22 protein-coding genes are annotated in these 20,342 nt (G+C 45.8%); 11 read left to right on the forward strand and 11 right to left on the reverse strand.

Going from position 1 to position 20,342, the window contains the following annotated elements; all coding sequences use genetic code 11:
* Positions 1–71: 71 nt before the first annotated feature.
* Complete coding sequence (locus HC752_RS08795; protein ID WP_190334957.1) at positions 72–266, reverse strand: YgaP family membrane protein; 195 nt, start codon at positions 264–266, stop codon at positions 72–74.
* A 164-nt stretch (positions 267–430) separates the two neighbouring features.
* On the opposite strand from HC752_RS08795, the gene HC752_RS08800 reads away from it, so the two are divergent.
* Both HC752_RS08800 and HC752_RS08805 read left to right on the forward strand, forming a co-directional pair.
* The gene (locus HC752_RS08800) at positions 431–853 is read left to right on the forward strand and encodes a YeeE/YedE family protein (protein WP_190334771.1); all 423 of its coding nucleotides are present in this window, start codon (positions 431–433) and stop codon (positions 851–853) included.
* A 36-nt stretch (positions 854–889) separates the two neighbouring features.
* Entirely contained in the window at positions 890–1,411 is a 522-nt protein-coding gene (locus HC752_RS08805) for a YeeE/YedE family protein (protein ID WP_190334772.1), read from the forward strand.
* Between the two features lie 43 nt (positions 1,412–1,454).
* On the opposite strand, the gene HC752_RS08810 is transcribed toward HC752_RS08805, so the two are convergent.
* The 4 genes from HC752_RS08810 to HC752_RS08825 form a co-directional block, all read right to left on the reverse strand.
* The gene (locus HC752_RS08810; protein ID WP_190334773.1) at positions 1,455–1,820 is read right to left on the reverse strand and encodes a nuclear transport factor 2 family protein; all 366 of its coding nucleotides are present in this window, start codon (positions 1,818–1,820) and stop codon (positions 1,455–1,457) included.
* Positions 1,821–2,473: 653 nt separating this feature from the next.
* The gene (locus HC752_RS08815; protein ID WP_190334774.1) at positions 2,474–3,145 is read right to left on the reverse strand and encodes a 3-oxoacid CoA-transferase subunit B; all 672 of its coding nucleotides are present in this window, start codon (positions 3,143–3,145) and stop codon (positions 2,474–2,476) included.
* Positions 3,142–3,801, reverse strand: a complete 660-nt coding sequence (locus HC752_RS08820; protein ID WP_190334958.1) for a CoA transferase subunit A — start codon at positions 3,799–3,801, stop codon at positions 3,142–3,144. The genes HC752_RS08815 and HC752_RS08820 overlap by 4 nt, the downstream gene beginning before the upstream one ends.
* Before the next feature lie 26 nt (positions 3,802–3,827).
* Entirely contained in the window at positions 3,828–5,039 is a 1,212-nt protein-coding gene (locus tag HC752_RS08825; protein WP_190334775.1) for an acetyl-CoA C-acetyltransferase, read from the reverse strand.
* Positions 5,040–5,262: 223 nt separating this feature from the next.
* Between HC752_RS08825 and HC752_RS08830 the strand changes: the two genes are divergently transcribed.
* On the forward strand, positions 5,263–6,414 hold the full coding sequence (locus tag HC752_RS08830; RefSeq protein ID WP_190334776.1) for a winged helix-turn-helix domain-containing protein: 1,152 nt from the start codon (positions 5,263–5,265) through the stop codon (positions 6,412–6,414).
* Positions 6,415–6,435: 21 nt separating this feature from the next.
* Here HC752_RS08830 and HC752_RS08835 read toward each other — a convergent pair whose 3' ends face one another.
* Positions 6,436–7,317, reverse strand: coding sequence for a LysR family transcriptional regulator (locus HC752_RS08835; RefSeq protein ID WP_190334777.1), 882 nt, complete (start codon positions 7,315–7,317; stop codon positions 6,436–6,438).
* A 266-nt stretch (positions 7,318–7,583) separates the two neighbouring features.
* Here HC752_RS08835 and HC752_RS08840 point away from each other — a divergent pair, with 266 nt between their 5' ends.
* Positions 7,584–8,753 (forward strand): MFS transporter, encoded by a 1,170-nt coding sequence (locus HC752_RS08840; RefSeq protein ID WP_238930471.1) that lies wholly within the window; start codon positions 7,584–7,586, stop codon positions 8,751–8,753.
* Here HC752_RS08840 and HC752_RS08845 read toward each other — a convergent pair.
* The 4 genes from HC752_RS08845 to HC752_RS08860 form a co-directional block, all read right to left on the reverse strand.
* Positions 8,711–8,998 carry a hypothetical protein gene (locus HC752_RS08845; RefSeq protein ID WP_190334779.1) on the reverse strand — a complete coding sequence of 96 codons (288 nt, stop codon included), beginning with the start codon at positions 8,996–8,998 and terminating at the stop codon, positions 8,711–8,713. The genes HC752_RS08840 and HC752_RS08845 overlap by 43 nt on opposite strands.
* A gap of 235 nt (positions 8,999–9,233) precedes the next feature.
* On the reverse strand, positions 9,234–9,848 hold the full coding sequence (gene maiA / locus HC752_RS08850; RefSeq protein ID WP_190334780.1) for a maleylacetoacetate isomerase: 615 nt from the start codon (positions 9,846–9,848) through the stop codon (positions 9,234–9,236).
* A gap of 31 nt (positions 9,849–9,879) precedes the next feature.
* The gene (locus HC752_RS08855; RefSeq protein ID WP_190334781.1) at positions 9,880–10,866 is read right to left on the reverse strand and encodes a fumarylacetoacetate hydrolase family protein; all 987 of its coding nucleotides are present in this window, start codon (positions 10,864–10,866) and stop codon (positions 9,880–9,882) included.
* 76 nt (positions 10,867–10,942) lie between these two features.
* Positions 10,943–12,076 (reverse strand): homogentisate 1,2-dioxygenase, encoded by a 1,134-nt coding sequence (locus HC752_RS08860; protein ID WP_190334782.1) that lies wholly within the window; start codon positions 12,074–12,076, stop codon positions 10,943–10,945.
* Positions 12,077–12,346: 270 nt separating this feature from the next.
* Here HC752_RS08860 and HC752_RS08865 point away from each other — a divergent pair, with 270 nt between their 5' ends.
* The 6 genes from HC752_RS08865 to HC752_RS08890 all read left to right on the forward strand — a co-directional run bounded on the left by HC752_RS08865 (position 12,347) and on the right by HC752_RS08890 (position 17,507).
* A complete protein-coding gene (locus HC752_RS08865; RefSeq protein WP_190334783.1) occupies positions 12,347–13,387 on the forward strand; it encodes a TRAP transporter substrate-binding protein in 1,041 nt (346 codons plus the stop codon).
* Positions 13,387–13,905, forward strand: coding sequence for a TRAP transporter small permease (locus HC752_RS08870; protein ID WP_190334784.1), 519 nt, complete (start codon positions 13,387–13,389; stop codon positions 13,903–13,905). Before HC752_RS08865 ends, HC752_RS08870 begins: the two co-directional genes overlap by 1 nt.
* The gene (locus HC752_RS08875) at positions 13,902–15,209 is read left to right on the forward strand and encodes a TRAP transporter large permease (protein WP_190334785.1); all 1,308 of its coding nucleotides are present in this window, start codon (positions 13,902–13,904) and stop codon (positions 15,207–15,209) included. The genes HC752_RS08870 and HC752_RS08875 overlap by 4 nt, the downstream gene beginning before the upstream one ends.
* A 60-nt stretch (positions 15,210–15,269) precedes the next feature.
* Positions 15,270–15,734, forward strand: a complete 465-nt coding sequence (locus tag HC752_RS08880; RefSeq protein WP_190334786.1) for a MarR family winged helix-turn-helix transcriptional regulator — start codon at positions 15,270–15,272, stop codon at positions 15,732–15,734.
* Between the two features lie 199 nt (positions 15,735–15,933).
* Positions 15,934–16,707, forward strand: a complete 774-nt coding sequence (locus tag HC752_RS08885) for a ferredoxin--NADP reductase (protein ID WP_190334787.1) — start codon at positions 15,934–15,936, stop codon at positions 16,705–16,707.
* Between the two features lie 176 nt (positions 16,708–16,883).
* Entirely contained in the window at positions 16,884–17,507 is a 624-nt protein-coding gene (locus tag HC752_RS08890; protein WP_190334788.1) for a hypothetical protein, read from the forward strand.
* A gap of 22 nt (positions 17,508–17,529) precedes the next feature.
* Here HC752_RS08890 and HC752_RS08895 read toward each other — a convergent pair whose 3' ends face one another.
* Positions 17,530–18,210 (reverse strand): Crp/Fnr family transcriptional regulator, encoded by a 681-nt coding sequence (locus HC752_RS08895; RefSeq protein WP_190334789.1) that lies wholly within the window; start codon positions 18,208–18,210, stop codon positions 17,530–17,532.
* A gap of 1,042 nt (positions 18,211–19,252) precedes the next feature.
* Here HC752_RS08895 and HC752_RS08900 point away from each other — a divergent pair.
* Entirely contained in the window at positions 19,253–20,338 is a 1,086-nt protein-coding gene (locus HC752_RS08900) for an ABC transporter substrate-binding protein (RefSeq protein WP_190334959.1), read from the forward strand.
* Positions 20,339–20,342: the final 4 nt, after the last annotated feature.

Genomic DNA, 20,342 nt, shown 5'->3' on the forward strand with positions numbered 1-20,342 from the left:
CCATCACTCCGCTTGGTTTATTCATCACTCCGCTTAGTCTATCCATCACTCCACTTTGTGTGTGAGCCCCTTTAGGGATGGTGTTTTAGCCCCATTTTTTTCAAAAAGAAAGTAGCGGGACAGAACGTCGTAAAGGCACTTTGAATAAGATTAAGCCCAATAAAGACAGTGAGACCCACAAAATAAGGGTGGACAAACTGTGTTAAAACGACGGAGGCAATAATCATGCTTCCAGCCAAAACTCGAATTCCATTCTCTAGGGTCATAGTCATAGTGGTATCTCCGTCAGTTATGTCTAATAACTATAGTTACATATTTTAGTAATGTCTAATGTTTTTAATTCTAAATTAGGGTTGACTTAATTTAATTTAAAAGATGATAATACGGACGAATATGGAGTTTGTTTTATAAAATATTAAGGTGGTGATGAATGGAACTTACTCTTCCATGGAACGCATTTTTCGGTGGAGCCTTACTTGGTCTCTCGGCAGGGGTTCTGATGATATTCAGCGGGAAAGTCGCTGGAATAAGTGGGGTTATAGGGGGGGTGTTGAAACCTAAAAAACACGAAACAAGCTGGCGTATGGCATTCTTAGTTGGAATGATCGTTAGTGGGTTCGTGGTATCCCCTCTGGGTTTTGAATTACCAGAATTGAGCAATAGAAATATCTATTTGATTGCGCTTGCTGGGGGGCTTGTTGGCTTTGGAACTCGGTTAGGTAACGGCTGCACTAGTGGCCATGGAATTGTGGGGATGGGGCGTTTTTCCCGCCGTTCGATTGTTGCCACGGGGACTTTTATGACCGTCGCGATTGGTGTGGTTTTCATTCGAAAAATGTTAGGTGGTATGTAAATGTTAGGTGGTATATAAATGTTAGGTGGTATATCAATGTGTAGTTCAAAGAATATTCGTAACCTTGCAGCGCTTGTCGCTGGGCTCTTATTTGGTGCGGGTATGCACATTTCCGGTATGGTTAACCCCGATCTCGTGATCGCCTTTCTTGATGTAACAGGGCATTGGGATTCTTCCCTAGCGTTTGTTATGGCTGGTGCGTTATTTGTCTTTATTCCTTTCTATCACTTGTTGATCAAGCCGAGAAAGACATCCATTAGCGGCGATGCATTTAAGCGGGCGTCGGACACAAACGTTGATGGCACTTTAGTCACTGGGGCCACGATTTTTGGTGTTGGTTGGGGTTTGGCTGGTATCTGCCCAGGGCCAGTTATTGCGAGTGTTGGTGCAGGAAGCCATGTTGTGATGACATTTACTTTTACTATGCTGCTTGGAATGGCGTTAGCGAATAAGTACTTGGATGGTCAATTCTCTCTGCCTCTTCTTGGATACCATAAACGTGATGACCTTTCCTTTTGCGCACAAACACGGAATGCGCAAATTCAAGAAGCGCCATAGTCAGTCATGCTGGGTGATCCCCAGCATGCTCACTAACCTAGACTTAGCCCATGAAAGTGACGCGTCTTATTAAGCCATCTTCAACTTCATATGCAGCAATAACGGTTAGGCTATTTTCAATGTCTCCAGACGCCAAACTCGACGATTCTGCCAATTCATGATCAACCAAAAAACGGTCGTGAACGATGCGCTTTAGCGACGTCGCGTTTAAATACGTTAAACTCGCAAACTTCTTCCCATAACGCTCAATCAACGTGTCTCTCCCTATATATTGAAGCCCTTTAGAGAAAGAGTGAATCTCGACATTTTCGTGATAAGTGGCTGCGAAAGCATCAATGTCGCGCGCGTTGTAGGCGTCGAGTTGTTTGTCTACGATGGCTATCGTTAACTGTTCCGTTTCTGTGTACATGTGTTGTCCTTCATTCCACTGTTTAAATAGAGTATTTATAACGATTTCTCTCACTGTAAATCGTTAAGCCGTAGGCCGTTGATTCGGTTCTTTCCCTGCTTTCCTGTTTGTACGAATGGGTGTTTTTGGTGTACGAATGGATGGTTTTGGTAAAAGTTAAGTGCTTGTTCATTGCTATCTAACACCCATAAAGTGGCCTTGCTTACATTTAACTGAATAAGCCGATCTTCACATTCAGCAAGCAGTGTATTCTTCGGGTATGAGCCCACGATAAGTTGCTTGCCACGAGGTGACGTGTATTTCAGCGATGCTTGGAACATCTTCTAGGCGGGCTGCCCGTATGCTTATCTCCACTTGCCGCTATCTCCTTGAAATATTATGAACCCTTATCAAAGTGATAGTACTGAAAACGACGGTGAGTTGTTGGTCTATTTTGTTTCAAATATTTTGATGCTTGACCCGACTATAAGATCCGTATTCAAAATAAGCACCATGAGCGATTGAAAGGGTAGGTTAGGTTGACGGAGCGGTGGGTACAGGTTAAGGAAGCCGCAGGGTTTAGTGTGGGTGACGCTGTCACTCGGCATTGAAGGTGATGAGATTAACCGGATTCGCAGCGGCTCGCAAACAGAACCCAGCGCCAAATAACAAAATTACGCCGCGTTCATTGGCTTTAATGACGGGCTAATTAATAAAGGTGCTTCTGTGAGCGCTTGGATCGTGTCGATATCCACGTCACTGGCTATTTCGGTGAGGACAATACCTTCAGGGGTTATTTCAAAAACGCCTAGCTCGGTCACAATCAAGTTTACCTGATTGACAGCAGTGAGCGGTAAGGTGCAGCTTTTGAGTATTTTGGGTTTGCCTTTGGCAGTATGTTCCATGGCAATGATGACCTTTTTCGCTCCGACCACCAGATCCATCGCCCCTCCCATTCCCGGTACCATTTTCCCTGGTACTATCCAGTTAGCAAGGTTGCCTTGCTGGTCAACTTCGAGTGCACCCAAAACGGTCGCATCGACGTGACCGCCACGAATAATCGCGAAGGAATCGGCACTATTGAAATAGCACGCGCCATTGATCGCGGTGATTGACTGAGCACCCGCATTGACCAAATCAGGATCAAAGTTGGTGTCGTTAGCCATTTCCCCTATACCAAGCAGCCCGTTTTCTGCTTGAAACAAAATCTCTATGTCATCACTGACTTCGTTTGCCACTAATGTGGGAAGCCCAATGCCTAGGTTAACCACATCACCATCGGCAAATTCTTGTGCGACGCGCTTGGCGATGCGTTGTCGTATTTCGGCTTTGGTCAAATGGGTCATGATAAAGATCCTTGCTGGTAGATGTGGTCGACATATAAGCTTGGAGTGTGAATGGCTTCTGGTTGGAGTTCGCCGACATCGACGATCTCTATCGCTTCAACAATGACGGTCTCGGCCGCGGTTGCCATGATGGGATTAAAGTTCTGAGTGGTTTTGTTGTAAAACACATTCCCCCTTTTATCGACTTTCGAGCCCCGTATTAGAGCCAGATCGGCTTTTAGCGGCGTTTCCAGCAGAAAAGGGACATCATCAATCACCACGGTTTGTTTTCCTTCCGCCACTATGGTGCCCAAACCCGTAGGGGTCAGCACGCCACCTAAGCCCGCGCCACCTGCACGTATGCGTTCAGCCAATGTACCTTGCGGGACTAGCTCCACATCCAATTCCCCTGCATTCATTTGAGCGCCCGTTTCGGGGTTGAGCCCTATGTGTGAAGCGTAAAGTTTTTTTACCCGCTTCTCGGCAATTAATCGGCTCACACCGTGTTCGGGGTAGGCGGTGTCGGTGCTGATTAATGTGATGTCTTTAATGTCATTTTCAATCAATAAATCAATCAAACCCTCTGGTGCGCCCGTCGACATAAACCCACCGATCATAATGGTCATGCCATCTTTAAGAAGAGCGCTTATATCGGCTTTGCTAATGCCTTTCTTCATGATTTTTTCGCTTTTTTGCATGATGGCTATGCCTTTATACGTTTTAAGATGACCGCGGTTCCCATGCCACCGCCAATACACAAAGACGCCAAGCCTATATTTGCTTTGGAGCGATTGAGCTCGTACACCAACGTGGTCACCACGCGGTTGCCAGAAGCGCCAATTGGGTGCCCTAGAGCGATAGCCCCACCGTTAGGATTGCTGCGTTCAAGAATCCAATCTTGGGAAACATTATGTTGCTCACTAAGTTGCTTGATGACGCCCAGAGATTGCGCGGCAAACGCTTCGTTCAGTTCAAAGCAGTCAATTTGGTTTAGGGTCATGCGCGCTTTTTTAAGGGTATTGGCGATGGCATTGACTGGACCTAGCCCCATGATGTCCGGCTCAATGCCTGCTTGACCGTATTCAACGAGCTCGGCTAAAGGAGTGAGCCCCCATTGCTTAACGGCCGTTTCACTCGCCAGTAATATTGCGGATGCGCCGTCGTTGATGCCAGATGCGTTACCCGCAGTGACGGAGCCGGATGAGCTAAAGGCAGGGCGCAGCGCTTGCAGTTGTTCCAATGTGCAGTCGCGCTTGGGGAATTCGTCTTGCGAAATGATGATTTCTTTCTTTCGAGTGGTGACCGTAACAGGCGAGATTTCTTGTTCAAACCTGCCTTCATCTTGGGCGCGAACGGCTTTAAGTTGGCTTTGGAGTGCGTAGTGGTCTTGTTCTTCCCGAGTAAGATTCAGTTTCTCGACAATGTTTTCCGCGGTGATGCCCATCGGGTATTGGTGGAATGCATCCGTTAGCCCGTCATGCATGATGGTGTCCACCATGGTTTGATTGCCTATTCTGTGCCCTCGGCGGTTATCACCAGAAACCACAAACCCCGCGTTAGACATGCTTTCCATTCCGCAAGTCATGACGACTTGTGCGTCGCCTGCTCGGATATGACTGGCGGCATCGGTCAGGGCTTTCATTCCACTGCCACATATCATGTTGAGCGTGTAAGCGGGTACAGACGAAGGTATGCCTGCCTTAATGGAAGCCTGCCTGCCCGGCCCCATGCCACTTCCGGCGGAAAGCACGTTGCCGACGATCACCTCATCGATATTCTCGGGAGCGATATTGGATTGCGTGATAGCGGCTTTAATCGCATGAGCACCAAGTTCCACCGCGCTGAGTGGCGACAGGCCACCATTGAAATTTCCAATAGGTGTGCGTTTTGCCGCAACGATGTAAATGGCTTCCATCTGCTTACTCTTCTTCCTGAATACGTCAATCTCAGTGTACGAAAGAACGGACTGGAGGTGTTATAAGCAGAAATTCAAAGCCACTTTGCATATTTGCAAAGTGAAGTATCAAAGGAGGTTTTTACGCGGCAGAATAGAGGTTAATACATTTAAGGAGTAAGGCATTGAAAGGGATTCGAACAAAGGCTGAGTACAGGAAAATCAAGAATAGAGCGTGTGCTTTATGATGTCCTTATCCCAATCTCAAGCCCAAAAACTAGCGCTACTTTCTCAAGGGTTACCGCCCAAATCTCCTAAGTCTCACTCCACTTCACATACGTTAAAGGTGATTGAACAGCTTGGTTACATTCAGATAGATACCATTTCAGTGGTTCAGCGGGCGCATCACCATGTGTTGTGGAGTCGCAACCCCAATTACCAACCAGATCATCTTGAAAATCTTGTCGCTGACAATAAAGTGCTGGAGTACTGGTCGCACGCTGCCTCTTTTCTGCCAATGAAGAACTTTCGTTACACCTTGCCTCGTAAAATGGCCATTAAATCTGGCCAGCAAGGGCACTGGTATAAGAAAGATACCAAGCTAATGAATCACGTGATCAAACGTATTGAGGAAGAAGGGCCACTGCTCGCCAAAGATTTTGATTCAAAAGGCACCAAAATTAATGGTTGGGGAGCAAAGCCAGCCAAACGTGCATTGGAATACCTGTTTATGCAGGGAGACTTAATGATCCCGCAGCGTCGCGGTTTCCAGAAAGTGTACGACTTAACTGAACGTGTACTGACGCCGGAAATCGATATCTCTGTGCCGACGTCGCAAGAGCATGCGCATTTTTTAGTTCTTTGTTATTTGAAAGCACATGGGCTCGGAACGCTTTCTGAAATGATCTATTTACTCAAGGATGTGAAAGCCAATGTGACTCAAGCACTCCGTGATTTATGCGATGAAGGCACAATTGTTGAAGTCGAAGTTCAAGGGAATGGCTATTGGGCGCTTTCAGAATCTTTACCTTTATTGGATACACGCCTGAATCGTAAACGAGCAAAAATTCTTTCACCGTTTGATAACCTTCTTATTCAAAGAAAGCGAGCCAGTGCATTCTTCAATTTTGATTACTTAATCGAATGTTATGTGCCTGAAGCAAAACGCCAATTTGGCTACTTTTGTTTGCCCATTTTATGGAATGGTGAATTGGTCGCGAGAGCGGATTGTAAAGTGGATAAAGGCACCTCTACGTTGAATGTGATCCATTTATTTATAGAGGCTTCACTGAAAAAGAAATCGGAATTCTTAGAGGCATTAGAACAAGAACTCCTGGATTTCAGTGTGTTCAATCAGTGTGAACAGTATGAAATTCTTAAGATCTCTGAACGTTGATTGTTGCTCGCTTTATGGACATTATTCCAGCAAAAAGGTCTTAAACTGCTTCGCCGCAGGAGACGCCTTATTTTGTGGCTGATAAAACAGGTTGAGGCTCCACAAGCTTGTATCGTATTCGCTTAACAGCTGGATGAGCTGTTGGTTTTCAAGAGCGTTTTTCACAATGAATTCGGGTAGGTAGGCAATGCCTGCCCCTTTTAATGCCCCTTGGAGAAGCAGGTCACTGTCGTTCACTTCCAGTGATTTTGGCACTTTCACAATTAGTGTTTCGTCGTCCTTCTTGAATATCCAATCGTTACTGCCAGTTAAAGTGGTCGCGAATAGGCATTGGTGCAAGGTGATGTCGGTAGGGGTTTTTGGTTTACCGTTTTGCGCTAGATATTCTGGCGACGCAACAGCGACAAAGGGTTCCGAAATCAGCTCTCGGCGAACGAGGTGGACGTCTCGGTCTCGATAACCTTGGTAATGAGCGTTGGCGCTGATGATCAAATCGGCTCTGTCGGAATGGTCGAGCGCCCATGGTGTCACCGTAAGATTGAATGTGACTTTAGGGTGCGTTTTCATGTAATCAGAAATCTTGTCCATCAAAAAATGATTGGCGTAGGCGGGGGTACAAGCGATGTTAATGTGCCCATTATGCTCGTTTTGAAAGCCTTCTAACTTTCGGCGTATTTGGTCGCTGCTGTCCACAATAGGAGCAAACTCATCAAACAAGGTTTGTCCCGCAGGCGTAGGAGTAAGAAGCCGATTAGAACGGTGGCAAAGCGTCATCCCAAAATGTTGCTCCAACTCTTGCAACCAACGGCTCCCCGCTGAAACAGAAAGTTCAAACTCCCTTGCTGCTGCGGAAATAGATCCGGTTCGAATCACCGAAACAAAAAACGCCATTTTGTCGAGCATGTTAATTCTTTGGTGGGTGTATTTGTCTACATGCTAAAAGAGGTGGTTAATTGTTACAAGATTCTTTATTTTGTAAAGCTAGAAGGTATGCCGCAACGTTCATAATTGGTCGTTGAATAACCAATTCAATAAACACTACTATCTCGCAGTACTTATCAAGCATTAGTGAGAATCTAATTGATTGTAAAATAAAGGTATTATTATGAACTTTTCTTCCTTCCCTACGCAGATAGAGAGCTTCCCAGCAAGTAATGACAAACGAGAAAATGCCCCATTCTAGCTTCACTCGACCTTTCCAACTTATCGTTTGGGTTCAATGTGTCTTTTTTGTTACTGGTATTTTGGTTTTCTCTATTGGTATCGAAATTTATGAGTTCAAGGGTATCTCAGGGTACAGCTTTCTGTATCTCCTTATGCTGGTTCCTGGGTTGGTCTTGTCCAAAATAATTGGAAGAGTCATTGATAAGACACCGTCATTCCTTGTTTTAATTACCTCATTGGCTACGTTACTGACGGCATCTATCGCGGTTTATTTTGACGGTGGTCTATCGGTTTTCTATATATTTGCCTTTGCTTGCTCTATTTTGAGCCAGATAATTAACATATCCACCTCTTCCGCGGTGTCTCTTGCCACAGACGACAACAAGTTAGCCAAAATTCAGGGTCTTCAAACCGCCATGAATGGTTTGATGTACATTGGGACGCCACTGATTGCAAACAGCTTGTTGCATTACTTTGATTTTAACGTTCTTATTTTGTCGTGTGGCACTGCTTATACTCTACTCGTGTTATCGTCATTTTTATTTAGACAAGATTTCAACTACACGCCAAGAAAATCGGATGATACATCGGGTAAGTTACCGTTAAATAAATTGTTTTTTTCCATCCTTCCCCTTCAGCTTTCCTACGTGATAGTGCTGACTTATTTTAATTCTTATGCATTAAGTTTGTCGGGGGTCACTGAGTCAAATACGGTGTTTTTTATGATAGGGCTTGGCGGTTTTGTGGGAGGAATACTCAGTTACAAGCTCGAAAACATGATGAATAAAACCAGGCTAATGGTGCTAGCGTGTTTCTTGATGATCATTGCTTATACGTCATCATTTTTCCCTTATCTGGTTTTTATCGCACCCGTTGCCTTGGGTATAGGCTATAACTTGGCATTTTCGGTCATTCGAACCGAGGTAAAAATGAAATACCGAGAAGGTATGATTGCCACGGCTCTCGGTACATTCCAATATTATATGGGGATGGGTAGCCTTATTGCTTATCTGATCGCCACTCTATTTCCAAATGTTGTAGCCAGTTTTTATGCCTCTGTTGCCCTTTTTGTGGGTTTCCTACTGTTTATATCGATATGGCTGTTCAGAGGCGATTCGAATCAGCACAAGCGTCAATCAGAAATAGAGTCACATGTCACCAATAGTGACTTTTGATCTTTTTGCAGGGTGAGGTGAGATCCCATTGAATCTGCTGCACTATCTCTAATGGAGCTTCGGATTCGAGTCGTTTCTTCTTCCTTGACTATGATAGTGTCAAATGCGCTAACAAAAGGTTTGGAGACGGAATGTTTAACGATAAGTGCACTTGCTAACTGTATTTCAATCGCCGGATCAGAGAATAGGGTTACTTTCGCTCCTTGATCATTTGGCGTGAGAGACACGGGTTTGGCGATAATCATCTTTCCTTCGTTTTCTAAATAGCCATCGTTTAGCAGCGCTCAGCTGACCTGAGATGCATTAACCGTTGAAGAGGTAAAACTTGCCGCTAGAATAAAAAGGGATGATATGTGACTGATTTTCATGGCGTTTCAAAACTAAGCCTACGGTGAATGTCACTCTAATGCAAAAACAGCACGGCTTGTCACTGGTCGTGCTGTTTTGCGATCAAGTTAAGCTGTTCTTCGGAGCAAGAATTTACTTTGGGCTTGCATCCGAAAAAGCAGATAACGCTAGGCAATGGCTTTCAATCTCGACCAGCCTTGGGTATGGCGTGAGGTCGAACTCGAAGCGGCGAGCGTTGAATAGCTGAGGGACCAAACAAATATCGGCTAAGGTAGGGTTGTCGCCACAACAAAATGCGGTATCCGACTTAGATAGCTTCTTCTCTAATCCTTCAAAACCTTGCCGCAACCAGTGGTGATACCAAGCAAGCTTTTCTTCCTCACTTTGCGCCAATTCGCCGGTTAAATGCTTTAACACTCGAAGATTGTTAAGTGGATGCATGTCGCACGCGACGTCGTAGGCAAGGGCACGACACTGTGCGCGCTTGATGGGGTGTTCTGGCAACAAGGGCAGCTCTGGGTAGAGTTCATCGAGGTATTCGATGATCGCGAGCGACTGAGTAATGATGTCTCCTTGCGTTTCCAAAGAAGGCACCAAGCCAGCGGCATTCACTTCAAGGTATTCTGCGCTGTTTTGGTCGCCATCCAGCAGTGAAACAGGGACAGGCTCGTAGTCTACCCCTTTCAAGTTTAATGCAATTCTTACTCGATAAGCCGCGGTAGACCGGACGTAATCGTACAATTTCATTAGCACTTCCTGTAAGCTACTTAACCCAAACTTAATCCAATTGATATTGAGCAACCGTTTGGTCAATCTTGCCAAACAGTGAGTTACCCTCTTTATCCAACATTTCAATCTCGACTCTATCACCGTACGTCATAAACGGCGTTAAAGGTTCACCAGAATCGATGATTTCAAGCATGCGCTTTTCGGCCAAGCAGCATGAACCTTTACTGCGATCGATGTTGGAAACGGTACCGGAACCAATAATGGTGCCCGCCGCAAGGTGGCGACTTTTTGCTACGTGCGCGACCAATTGGTGAAAGTTAAACGTCATGTCGACGCCTGCCTCTGGCGATCCAAACTTTTCGCCGTTGAGATGAACATGAAGCGGAAGATGCACTTTTCCTTCACTCCAAGCTGCGCCCAGTTCATCGGGCGTGATCGCCACGGGAGAAAAAGCAGAAGCCGGCTTTGATTGGAAGAAACCAAACCCTTTGGCTAATTCGCCTGGAATAAGGTTACGTAACGAAACGTCGTTGACCAGCATCAGCAGTTTGATGTGTTGTTCTGCGTTTTCAGGCGGTGTACTCATGGGCACGTCACCCGTAATCACTGCAATCTCACCTTCAAAGTCACAGCCCCATTTGTCGTCGGCTAATTCGATATCGTCTCTTGGTCCTAGGAAGCCGTCGGACATGCCTTGGTACATTAAAGGGTCAGTCCAGAAACTCTCGGGCATGGTTGCTCCCCGTGCTTTTCGAACCAGTTCAACGTGATTGACGTAGGCGCTGCCGTCTGCCCACTGAAAAGCGCGAGGAAGAGGCGAAGCGCAATCTTCAGGGTTGAATGGGAAGGTGGTATTCACGTTTCCAGCGTTTAACGCTTGGTAGCGCAGTTCGAGTTGTTCGGACGTATCTGCCCAATTATCCAACGCGTGCTGGAGAGTTGGAGCGATGTCTGTGGCTAACGTTGCTTGGGATAAATCGCGTGAAACGAGAATAAGGTTACCGTCTCTTCCGTGCTTGAGTGATGCGAGTTTCATCCAGTGTTCTCCTCTAATTTATTATGAGTATTTTTGAATTCTTACAGTCCAATGTGAGCTATGTTGTTGATACACCTTACTTTGCAGGTGTGCGCCATGAGTACACATAATCTGGGTTTTCGACAGACGCTGCGGTTTCAGTAATGTCTAAAGGGGCGCGAGTGTCGATCATGACGGCGACTTCATCGGTTTCTTTTTTCGGGTTTGCTTGGCTGGTCGCCAGTGCTTTCGGGTGCGGTCCGTGTGGAAAGCCACAGGGATGAAGCGTGATCATGCCCGCATCGATATTGTCTCGGCTGAAAAAATTGCCTTTGTGGTAAAACAGCACTTCATCGTAATCGTCGTTGTTGTGGTAAAACGGCACTTTGAGTGCGCCTGGATCGGATTCGATTGGCCGCGGTACGAACGTGCAAATAACAAACCCATCAGCCACAAACGTAATATGAGCGGATGGCGGCAAGTGATAGCGATGGCTCATGAGTGGGCGAATATCTCGCCAATTTAACCGAAAGACTGTGAGGTTGCCTTTCCAACCGATGGCATCCAACGGGTTGAAAGGGTAAGTCACGTTATTCAGGCGATTGCGGCTTTTGATGCGCACTTTCCAATGTTCACTGGTGCTTTTTTGCTGGTTGAATGCGTCGTCGATTTTAGGGTGAACCAATACGGCAGGGTCAAAAATGGCGTGCTCACCGAGTATTCCGCGTTCTGCGCTCATGTAGGAACTGTTGGTGGCTTCTATCATCAACATCACGATTGGTTCGTTGGTTTCTATGCGCCAAGACGTGGAGCGGGGGATAACCAAATAGTCGCCTTCGCTGAAGGTCATGTGCCCATAATCACAAAATAATGAGCCTGATCCCTGATGAATGAAAAGGCATTCATCCCCATCCCCGTTTCGAACCAGATGCTGCATATTGGCACTGGTCCGCCAAATTCTCACCTGAACGTTGCCGTTTTTTAGCAAGCAAGGTGCCGCAAGCGGGCAAGTTTCGTCGGCTTCCACTTTGTTGGTGTCAAAGGCGTGGGGGCGCAAGTCGCCTTCCCATTCACTCCAGCCTGTTGGGGCATGTTCATGATACATATGCGTTGCAGGACCAAAAAAGCCCTCTTTCCCTACTTCTCGTTCAAATGCGTTGCTTGGTAGGTCGCAGTGTGCCTGAGCGGAGGTTTCTCCTTCTTTCAGCGGAAAAGAAAACCATTTACGCATAACCATCTCCTTGGCTTATCTCAATAAGATTATAGTGAGTTTTATAATTCAATGTAGTTACAAATGAAACTAAATTGAAGATATGTTAGCCATTAATTCGCTTTCAATGCAACAATTGATTCTCATATTTGCTACTTTTTTGTTGCATTTGATACTTCTGTGTGATTTATTTCCATAGCTGGCTACGATTTAACCGAATGGTTTTCTTCGTAAGTAAAGGAATGACCAGCGCAAAAATACAATTACAAAAGAAACCAAATGGAGTTCGACATGAGGAAGTTAAACTGGGTTACCGGCGCACTGGCAATGTTATGTGTGAGTGCTCCTTTAATGGCTGCTAAAAAAGTGGCTGCCGAAAAAACACTTATTATTAGTTCGTGGGCATCCCCAAATCATGGCATCAATCAGGTCGTTTGGCCGATTTGGGGCCAGTGGGTGAACGAAGCAACGAATGGACGGGTCAAAGTCAAAGTGGAATACAACATGGGGCCACCACCTGCGCAAGCCGATCTCGTTGCAGATGGCATCGGTGATGTAACGTGGTTTTTCCACGGATTTAAACCGGGTCGATTTGAACTGACCAAATTGCCTGAAATTCCGACCTTTGATAACACTTTGTCCTCTGAAAACGCGTCAATCGCTTACTGGCGAGTCTTCGACAAATACCTAAAGAAAGGGAAAGAACATAAAGGGTTGGTGGTACTTGGCGTTGGGGTGCATGGCCCAGGTGCGATCATTACTCGCAAAAAAGTGGACTCGTTTGAGGATTTAAAAGGCAAAAAAATGCGCATTGCCGGCGATGTGATGTCGACGATTGGCAAAAACATGGGGGTTGCCCCTGTGGCGCTGCCGCCAAACAAGGTGTATGAAGCCTTATCGCAGGGGGTGGTGGATGGTGCCTTTTTTACCCTTGAAACGTTGAAGAGCTTTCGCCTCAATGAAGTGGCACCCAATGTTATGACCTTTCCTGGAGGGCTGTATCGAGGCAGTTTTAGCATTCTAATGAATCCCGACACGTTGGACGGATTGTCGGATGAAGATCGTCGAGCCGTTTTGTCGGTATCGGGTGAGAAGTTATCCCGCTTGTTTGGTCAAATGATGGATCAAGCCGATAAGGCAGGTGTAGAGGAAACACTGGCAAAAAATGGCAACATACAAGACGCCTCCCCAGCGATGGTCGAACAAGCAAAAGTTTATGCTCAAGGGTTGGAAAAATCGTGGTTGCAGAAAGCCAAAGAACGCCGAATCGCCGATCCTGAAGGTGCACTGGCTTTCTATCGCGATCAAGTGAAAGCGTTAGGGGCAGAGTAATGAACCCGATCTTCAATGTCGCGGGCGGTATGCGTCGGTGTTTGGAGGTACTGGCATCGGTGGCGTTGCTGCTGATGTTGGTGATCACGGTGGTTGATGTGGTTGGGCGTTACTTCCTTAATGCCCCGTTACCCGGTGGTGTCGAGCTGGTGGAGATCACGCTTGCCATGGTGGTGTTTGCCGCGTTTCCTTTGATTACATGGAATGAAGAACATATTTGTGTCGACCTGCTGGATGATTGGTTTCCAAAAGCCATGGTGAACTTGCGTCAATTTGTGATCAGTTTAGGTTGCGCGTTTGCACTTGGGTTGGTTGCTTGGAAAGTGTGGGGGCTCGGAACGCGATCGTTATCCTATGAAGAAGAAACCGATATTTTGGCGATCCCTCTAGGCTACGTGATGTACTTCATCTCGGCGACGGGCTGGCTTTCCATGGTGATGATGCTGTTATTAGCGGTTTTGTATCTTGCCAAAAAGGGGCCCATGTCCAGCAGTAAAGCGGAGGCAGAGCAATCATGACGGTGACTTTGATTGGTTTTGCGGCGTTGCTTGTGCTCGTGCTGCTTAGAATACCGCTGGCGTATGCCATGGGCATCGTCGGATTCATCGGGTTTGGCGCCCTTGTCGACTACAACTGGGTTGCCACGCTATCCATGGCAGCGCGAAGAATCATTGATACGGGGCAAGACTATAGCTTGTCGGTGATCCCGCTGTTTGTCTTAATGGGTAATTTGGTCAACCGTGCGGGTCTATCACAGGAATTGTATGCGGCCAGCAATGCGTTTGTCGGGCACCGCAAAGGCGGTCTGTCGATGGCGACCATTTTAGCGTGTGGCGGGTTTTCTGCCATTTGTGGTTCAAGCCTTGCGACGGCTGCCACGATGTCGAAAGTGGCGATGCCTCCGATGCGTAAATATGGCTACCAAGACAGCCTAGCGGCAGCCTCTATTGCGGCTGGCGGTACCCTTGGCATCCTTATCCCGCCAAGCGTGATGCTGGTAGTGTATGGGCTTCTGACCGAAACCAGTATCCGAGAGCTGTTTGCTGCCGGTCTGATTCCGGGGTTACTGGGGGTTGTGCTGTATCTTGCTGCTGTGAGATGGGCGGTTTTCCGCAATCCGAACTCTGCGCCTCCTATGGAAAAAATGCCGTGGAAAGAGCGATGGAAAGCCTTGAAGGGCGTCGTTTCGACCATCGCATTGTTTGTGCTGGTGATGGGGGGGATTTACGCAGGTATTTTTACGCCAACCGAAGCGGCTGGGATTGGTGCCGCAGGTGCATTAGCCATTGCGGGTTTGAAGAAGCAGCTCACGGTTAACGTACTGCATGAAGTGTTGTTGGATTCGGCGAAAACCACGGCGGTTCTGTTCAGTGTGGTGATCTCTGCGTTGATATTTTCTAACTTCATCAATCGTGCCGGATTTACGGACGCGCTGTTGTCTTTTGTCACCAGTATGGATATGACGCCATTTATGGTGATGACCGTGATTTTACTGATCTACATTCTGCTGGGCTGCATTTTTGAAAGCATGTCGATGCTCTTACTGACGGTGCCCATTTTCTTCCCATTAGTACAAAGTTTAGGCTTTGATTTAGTGTGGTTTGGCATTCTGGTGGTGGTGGTCACAGAAATCAGCTTGATCACCCCTCCTGTAGGAATGAATGTGTTTGTATTATCTGGCGTGATGAAGGACATTAAGACCAAAACCATCTTTCGCGGTATTGTACCGTTTTGGACGGCAGACATGCTGAGGTTAGTGCTTATCGCGCTGATTCCCGCTTTGTCTCTCGCGCTGCCCAATTGGTTGTATGGTGGTGGATAGTGGTGTAGAACATCCGATCCAAGTGAGCACAATTTAAAGCAGGTAAAGGTAACAAAGAACATGGAGCAATTTACGTTTTCACTGGAAGATTTTCTTCCATACAAGCTGGTTAGAACGGCCGAGCAGGTCGCAGACAGTTTGGCTGAGTTGTACCAAAGGGAGTTTGGTATCACCCGCCCAGAATGGCGGATTATTGCCAACCTTGGTGCACGTAAAGACGTGATTGCCCGTGATTTATCTGATGTCACCAATTTAGACAAAGTAAAGGTATCGCGAACGCTTTCTAAATTGGAAGAAAGAGGGTTGATTCAGAGAGAGAAAACCGAGAGTGATCAAAGGGCAACGCACATCCAATTGACCGAGGAGGGGCGTCAGTTGTACGAAAAGATCATCCCAAGAGTCCTGCAATGGGAATCGGAAATTCTGGATGGATTAACGGGCTCTCAATACCGGGATCTCTTTCGTGCATTGGATGCATTGAAGCAGTCTACCGATGCGGTTTACCAGAAGCACTCTGGAGGGTAACAAGGGCATAAAACTCACTCAATATTCAAAGTATGAGGATCAACAATATAGACCTTCTACGTATCACGATCGCCATAATATTGACTATCATTAGTTAATATAGAGATCTTGACAGAAGTGAAATAAAAAACTGACTTGCGTTTTACAGGAGGTAAAGGTAAATCTAATGTATAAATAAACACCATATTGGGAGGTGTGAATGCAAGATGTTCCGCACGGGTTAACCGAAGGTGAGGTCACTCAACGCATCGATTGGACGGAGAACGTGTTTACCATTCAAGTGAACGCGAAAATTGCGCCGTATACCGCAGGTCAATTTACCAAGCTGGGTTTAAAGGTCAATGAGGATGATTGGGTGCGTAGAGCGTATTCAATGGTCAACTCCCCGAATCAACCACTGGGCCCAGACTTTTTGGAGTTTCTGATCATTTCAGATTCTGATGGTCAACTTTCTCCTAAACTGCACCAACTGCAAGTGGGTGATTTTGTTTACGTTGGTACACAGCCCTCTGGATTTATGGTTTTGGATGAAATTCCCGATTACGCTAAGGAGCTATGGTTTCTTTCTACAGGAACAGCGGTAGGGCCATTTTTAGCCATGCTGGAGGAGCATGAATCGTTCGAAAAATTCGAGAAAGTCGTGCTGGTGCATGCAGTACGAACATCACAAGAACTCATCTATCAAGAAAAAATCACCTCGTATCAAGAAAGATACCAATCCAAATTCCAATATGTGCCTGTGGTGTCGCGAGAAGAGAATCCAAATGCCCTCAAAGGCCGCATTCCTGAATTACTTTTCAATGGTGAGCTGCTGGAAATAACGGGGTTGAATTTGGACTCTAGCAAGAGCTTCTTCTATCTGTGTGGTAACCCAGCGATGGTTAAAGATACGCAAGAAACCCTGAAACAACTGGGTTTTGATAAGCACCTGCGCCGTAAGCCTGGGCATTTTAGTTTTGAAAACTATTGGTAATTGAGTTCTATTAGTCATTGAGCTCTATCAGTTATTGAGCTCTATCAGTTATTGAGCTCTATCAGTTATTGAGTGCTATCAGTTATTAAGTGCTATTAGTCATTGAGTTCTATGGGTCATTGACGGTCAAAAATGATCAGCAAACCAACGTGGAAGAAGTTAAGCAAAGATGATGTATGAACATTCATAGGTTGAAAGCGGCTGAAGAAGATTTCTTAATTCGATTTCCGGGCGGATTTAATAGCCCTGAAATGATGGAGCTCGGCAAAAAGCATAAGATGGCGCAAATGATCGCTCAAGCACAAGAGGTGTTCAGTGAGGAAAAATTCACTGATGCACAAGGTACGGCAGAAATGATGACGAAACTGGTCAGTCGGTCATCCATGGTGTCGATGTTTGAGAAGCCTAAGTTTCGTGATTACGTAAGAAGTATGACGCATCAAGAAAGGGAAGGGTTAGCCTACTCTTTAAAAGATATGCTGCACGGCGACCAAGAGTACGGATTCAACACCATGTTGGATTTGTTGAGACCCGCTAAATTGGCTAAGTGGTCTCTTGTGACCATTCTCCCGAATTATTATGCGCCGCTGGACGAGGTTTTCGTTAAACCGACAACCGCCAAAGGGGTGATTGCGTTTTTTGAACTGAAGAACCTTGAATACAAACCGGCACCTACATGGGCGTTTTACCAAGAGTATCGCACGCAGATTTTAGAAATGCGCAAACACGTTAGCCCAGATCTTTCCCCTAACAACGCGGCGTTTTGTGGTTTTTTAATGATGACGATGTCTACCGACTAGATACCAACGACGAGTGATGGATCTAGAGCTCGAAAATATCCGGCGATAAATCAACCTCTCTGCACAGATCTGGAATGCTATTAATTTCAATCCAGTGACCCGTTTCTTTAATTAACCCACTTTCTTTGAGTTTGGTTAATGTTCTAGATAACGTTTCTGGTGTCATCCCCAATTGAGTTGCCATCAGCTTTTTAGAGGCTGGAAGTGGGATTTTTCCATCGTGTTTTTCGGCTTCTTGACAATAGACTTCTGCCAATTTCATGACTAATCGTTGAGGTGCCCTGACTTGGGTCAGAATATCCACCGTATTCATGAGTTGGTGTATCCGGTTTCCCATGAATTGCATGGTTCGAATGGAAATTTCCGGTGTACTGGTAAAGATTCGGGAAACGTCGGAGTAGTGAAATTGGGATAGGGTTGAATCCTGATCTAAACGAGCGCTCATTGGGTAAGTTCTTGGCTCCATGAATATGGCCATTTCCGCAATCCACCCTCCTGACATAAAGACTTTGAACAGCTTTTCGTCGCCATTAGGCATCAACCGAAACAGCGACACTTTCCCTTTTTCTACACGATACATGTGTGTAGCGGCTTCACCTCGATGAAACAGGTTTTTCCCAGAAGGGTATTTTTTTTCCACTCGACAAGATAGAAGCTGCTCTCTTTCTTCTTTACTAAGAAAAGAGATAATGGATTCCTTCATCAATACGTCCCCAACTTGATAATGGTCAAGCGCTGTAACTCCTTAGTAACTCTAATATGTAAATAAGAATTATTATCCATTTGAGTAACAATCAGAGAAACTACGCGCCTGAGAAACTGCTTGTTAATAGGTAACCATGAACTCTACGAGGAGAAGTCATTATGGATCAACTAAGCCCAGCATTTCAGTGGATTGCCAGCGTAACCTTATGCTTTATGCTCATTACGACCATAGTTTTTGCTTAGGGTTGTGAGCCTTTCAGACACACTTATTCGCAAAATATCACTCGCGTTAATAGGTGTTTCAGCCTCTGTATGTGTTTCACGTGGCATCTGAGTTTCTTATTCAGAGTGTAGACTTATCCTAAGTTCAGATTAAGTTGGAGTCACAGCCCGCCATAAAGTTCGGTTTCAAGGTAAAAAGCTTGCCACTTTCGTTTTCACCTGAGGCTGTCTCGTGTTTTTAGTCACTTACTGTCCGTTTTTCGAGCTCACAGTCTCTTCAACGCTGAGATTATCTTTGTGTGTCGATAGCGGATGACAATGTCAGCTTTTTGTAAATTATAGACTTTGCTCGCAGGGATGAATTTTGGTTGATGCATGGCAACACCTCATGTTGTGGTTGTCTACCACGGAGAAATTCACCGGAATCGATTGTCGTTTTGGGAAAATCGAATCCATTTTATGAAGGGAAATTTGGTAAAAAACGTAATATTAACAATCAGGTAGATAAAAGTGCCTGACATTCTAAATACCTCATGCTCGTGTCCTCTACGTGACTTATTCAAATGAGATAGATCGTACAAATGACAGTGAAATCACCTGCCTTTAACTATTGATAATTGTTTTCAATTCTATTATTTTCCCCACCCGCCTGTGATGTTATAAGGTAACAATTAGATCAGTAAAAGCTTAATCATTGAAAGCTTAATTGGTAAAAGCGAAATCGATATCAACGCTTTAGAGAATAATAATGAAAAGACGTTTATTAAGAGGCTAGCGTGTTAAAAAAGAGTACGTTAAAAAAAAGACTGTCAAAGGCGATGGGTGTCCTATTGGTTGCGATGGGTAGCGTAAGCGCCGCTGTGGCTGACATTCACTTTAAAGATGTAATGGGTCGTGATGTCCACCTTGAAAAGCCAGCCGACAGCCTATTCCTTGGGTTTTATTTTGAAGACTACTTGGCGATTGCGGGGTCGGATGCCTACAAGAAAGTCTCCATTTTTCCTCGTCATTCATGGAAGGACTATCGCCTTTCTCAATGGGAAACGTACAGCAAGATCATCCCAGAGCTCGAAACCATCACCGATTCAGGGTCCATTTATACTGGAACGTTTGATTTTGAAAAGCTGCTCGCCACCAAACCCGATGTTGCTTTAATCGCTGCTTGGCAGTTTCAATCTCTGGGCGACAAAGTAGACATTCTGGAAAAGAGCGGCATCAAAGTTGTGGTGATCGACTTCAATGCACAAACACTGGAAAAGCATGTGACCAGTGCACGTGTGATTGGCAAAGTCATGGGAACAGAAGATCGCGCCGACGCCATTGCGACTGAGTATGAAAATACCGTTAAAGACGTGCAAAATCGCGTGGCAAAATACTTGGAGAACAACTCGCCCCGCCGTGTGTATGTTGAAATTGGCACGGGTGGACCAAACGAGTATGGCAAATCCTACTCGAACACGATGTGGGGGAATATCCTGAACATGGCGGGTGCCGACAACATTGCAAACGGCAAATTCAATGGGTCGGCTCACTTAACGCCAGAATACGTACTAAGCAAAGACCCAGAAGTTATCTTTGTTTCAGGGGCGCACTGGGCGAAATACAGTGACAGTGCATTGCTTGGCTTTGGAACGACAGAGAAAGAGGCTCAATCACGCTACCGACCCTATCTAGACAGAGCGGGTTGGAAACAATTAACGGCGGTAAAAAACGGCGACGTATACGGAATGTATCATTCTGGCACTCGCACGATTTACGATCATGTTTTCTTGCAGTATTTGGCGAAGTCTATTTATCCAGAAGCGTTTAAAGACATCGACCCAGTCAAGTCTCACCAATCTTTCTTTGACAATTACATGCCGCAGAAACTGGATGGCACGTTTATGATCAAAGTAGAAGGCTAGTGTC

The organism is Vibrio sp. S9_S30, assembly GCF_014694455.1.
GTDB lineage: Bacteria > Pseudomonadota > Gammaproteobacteria > Enterobacterales > Vibrionaceae > Vibrio.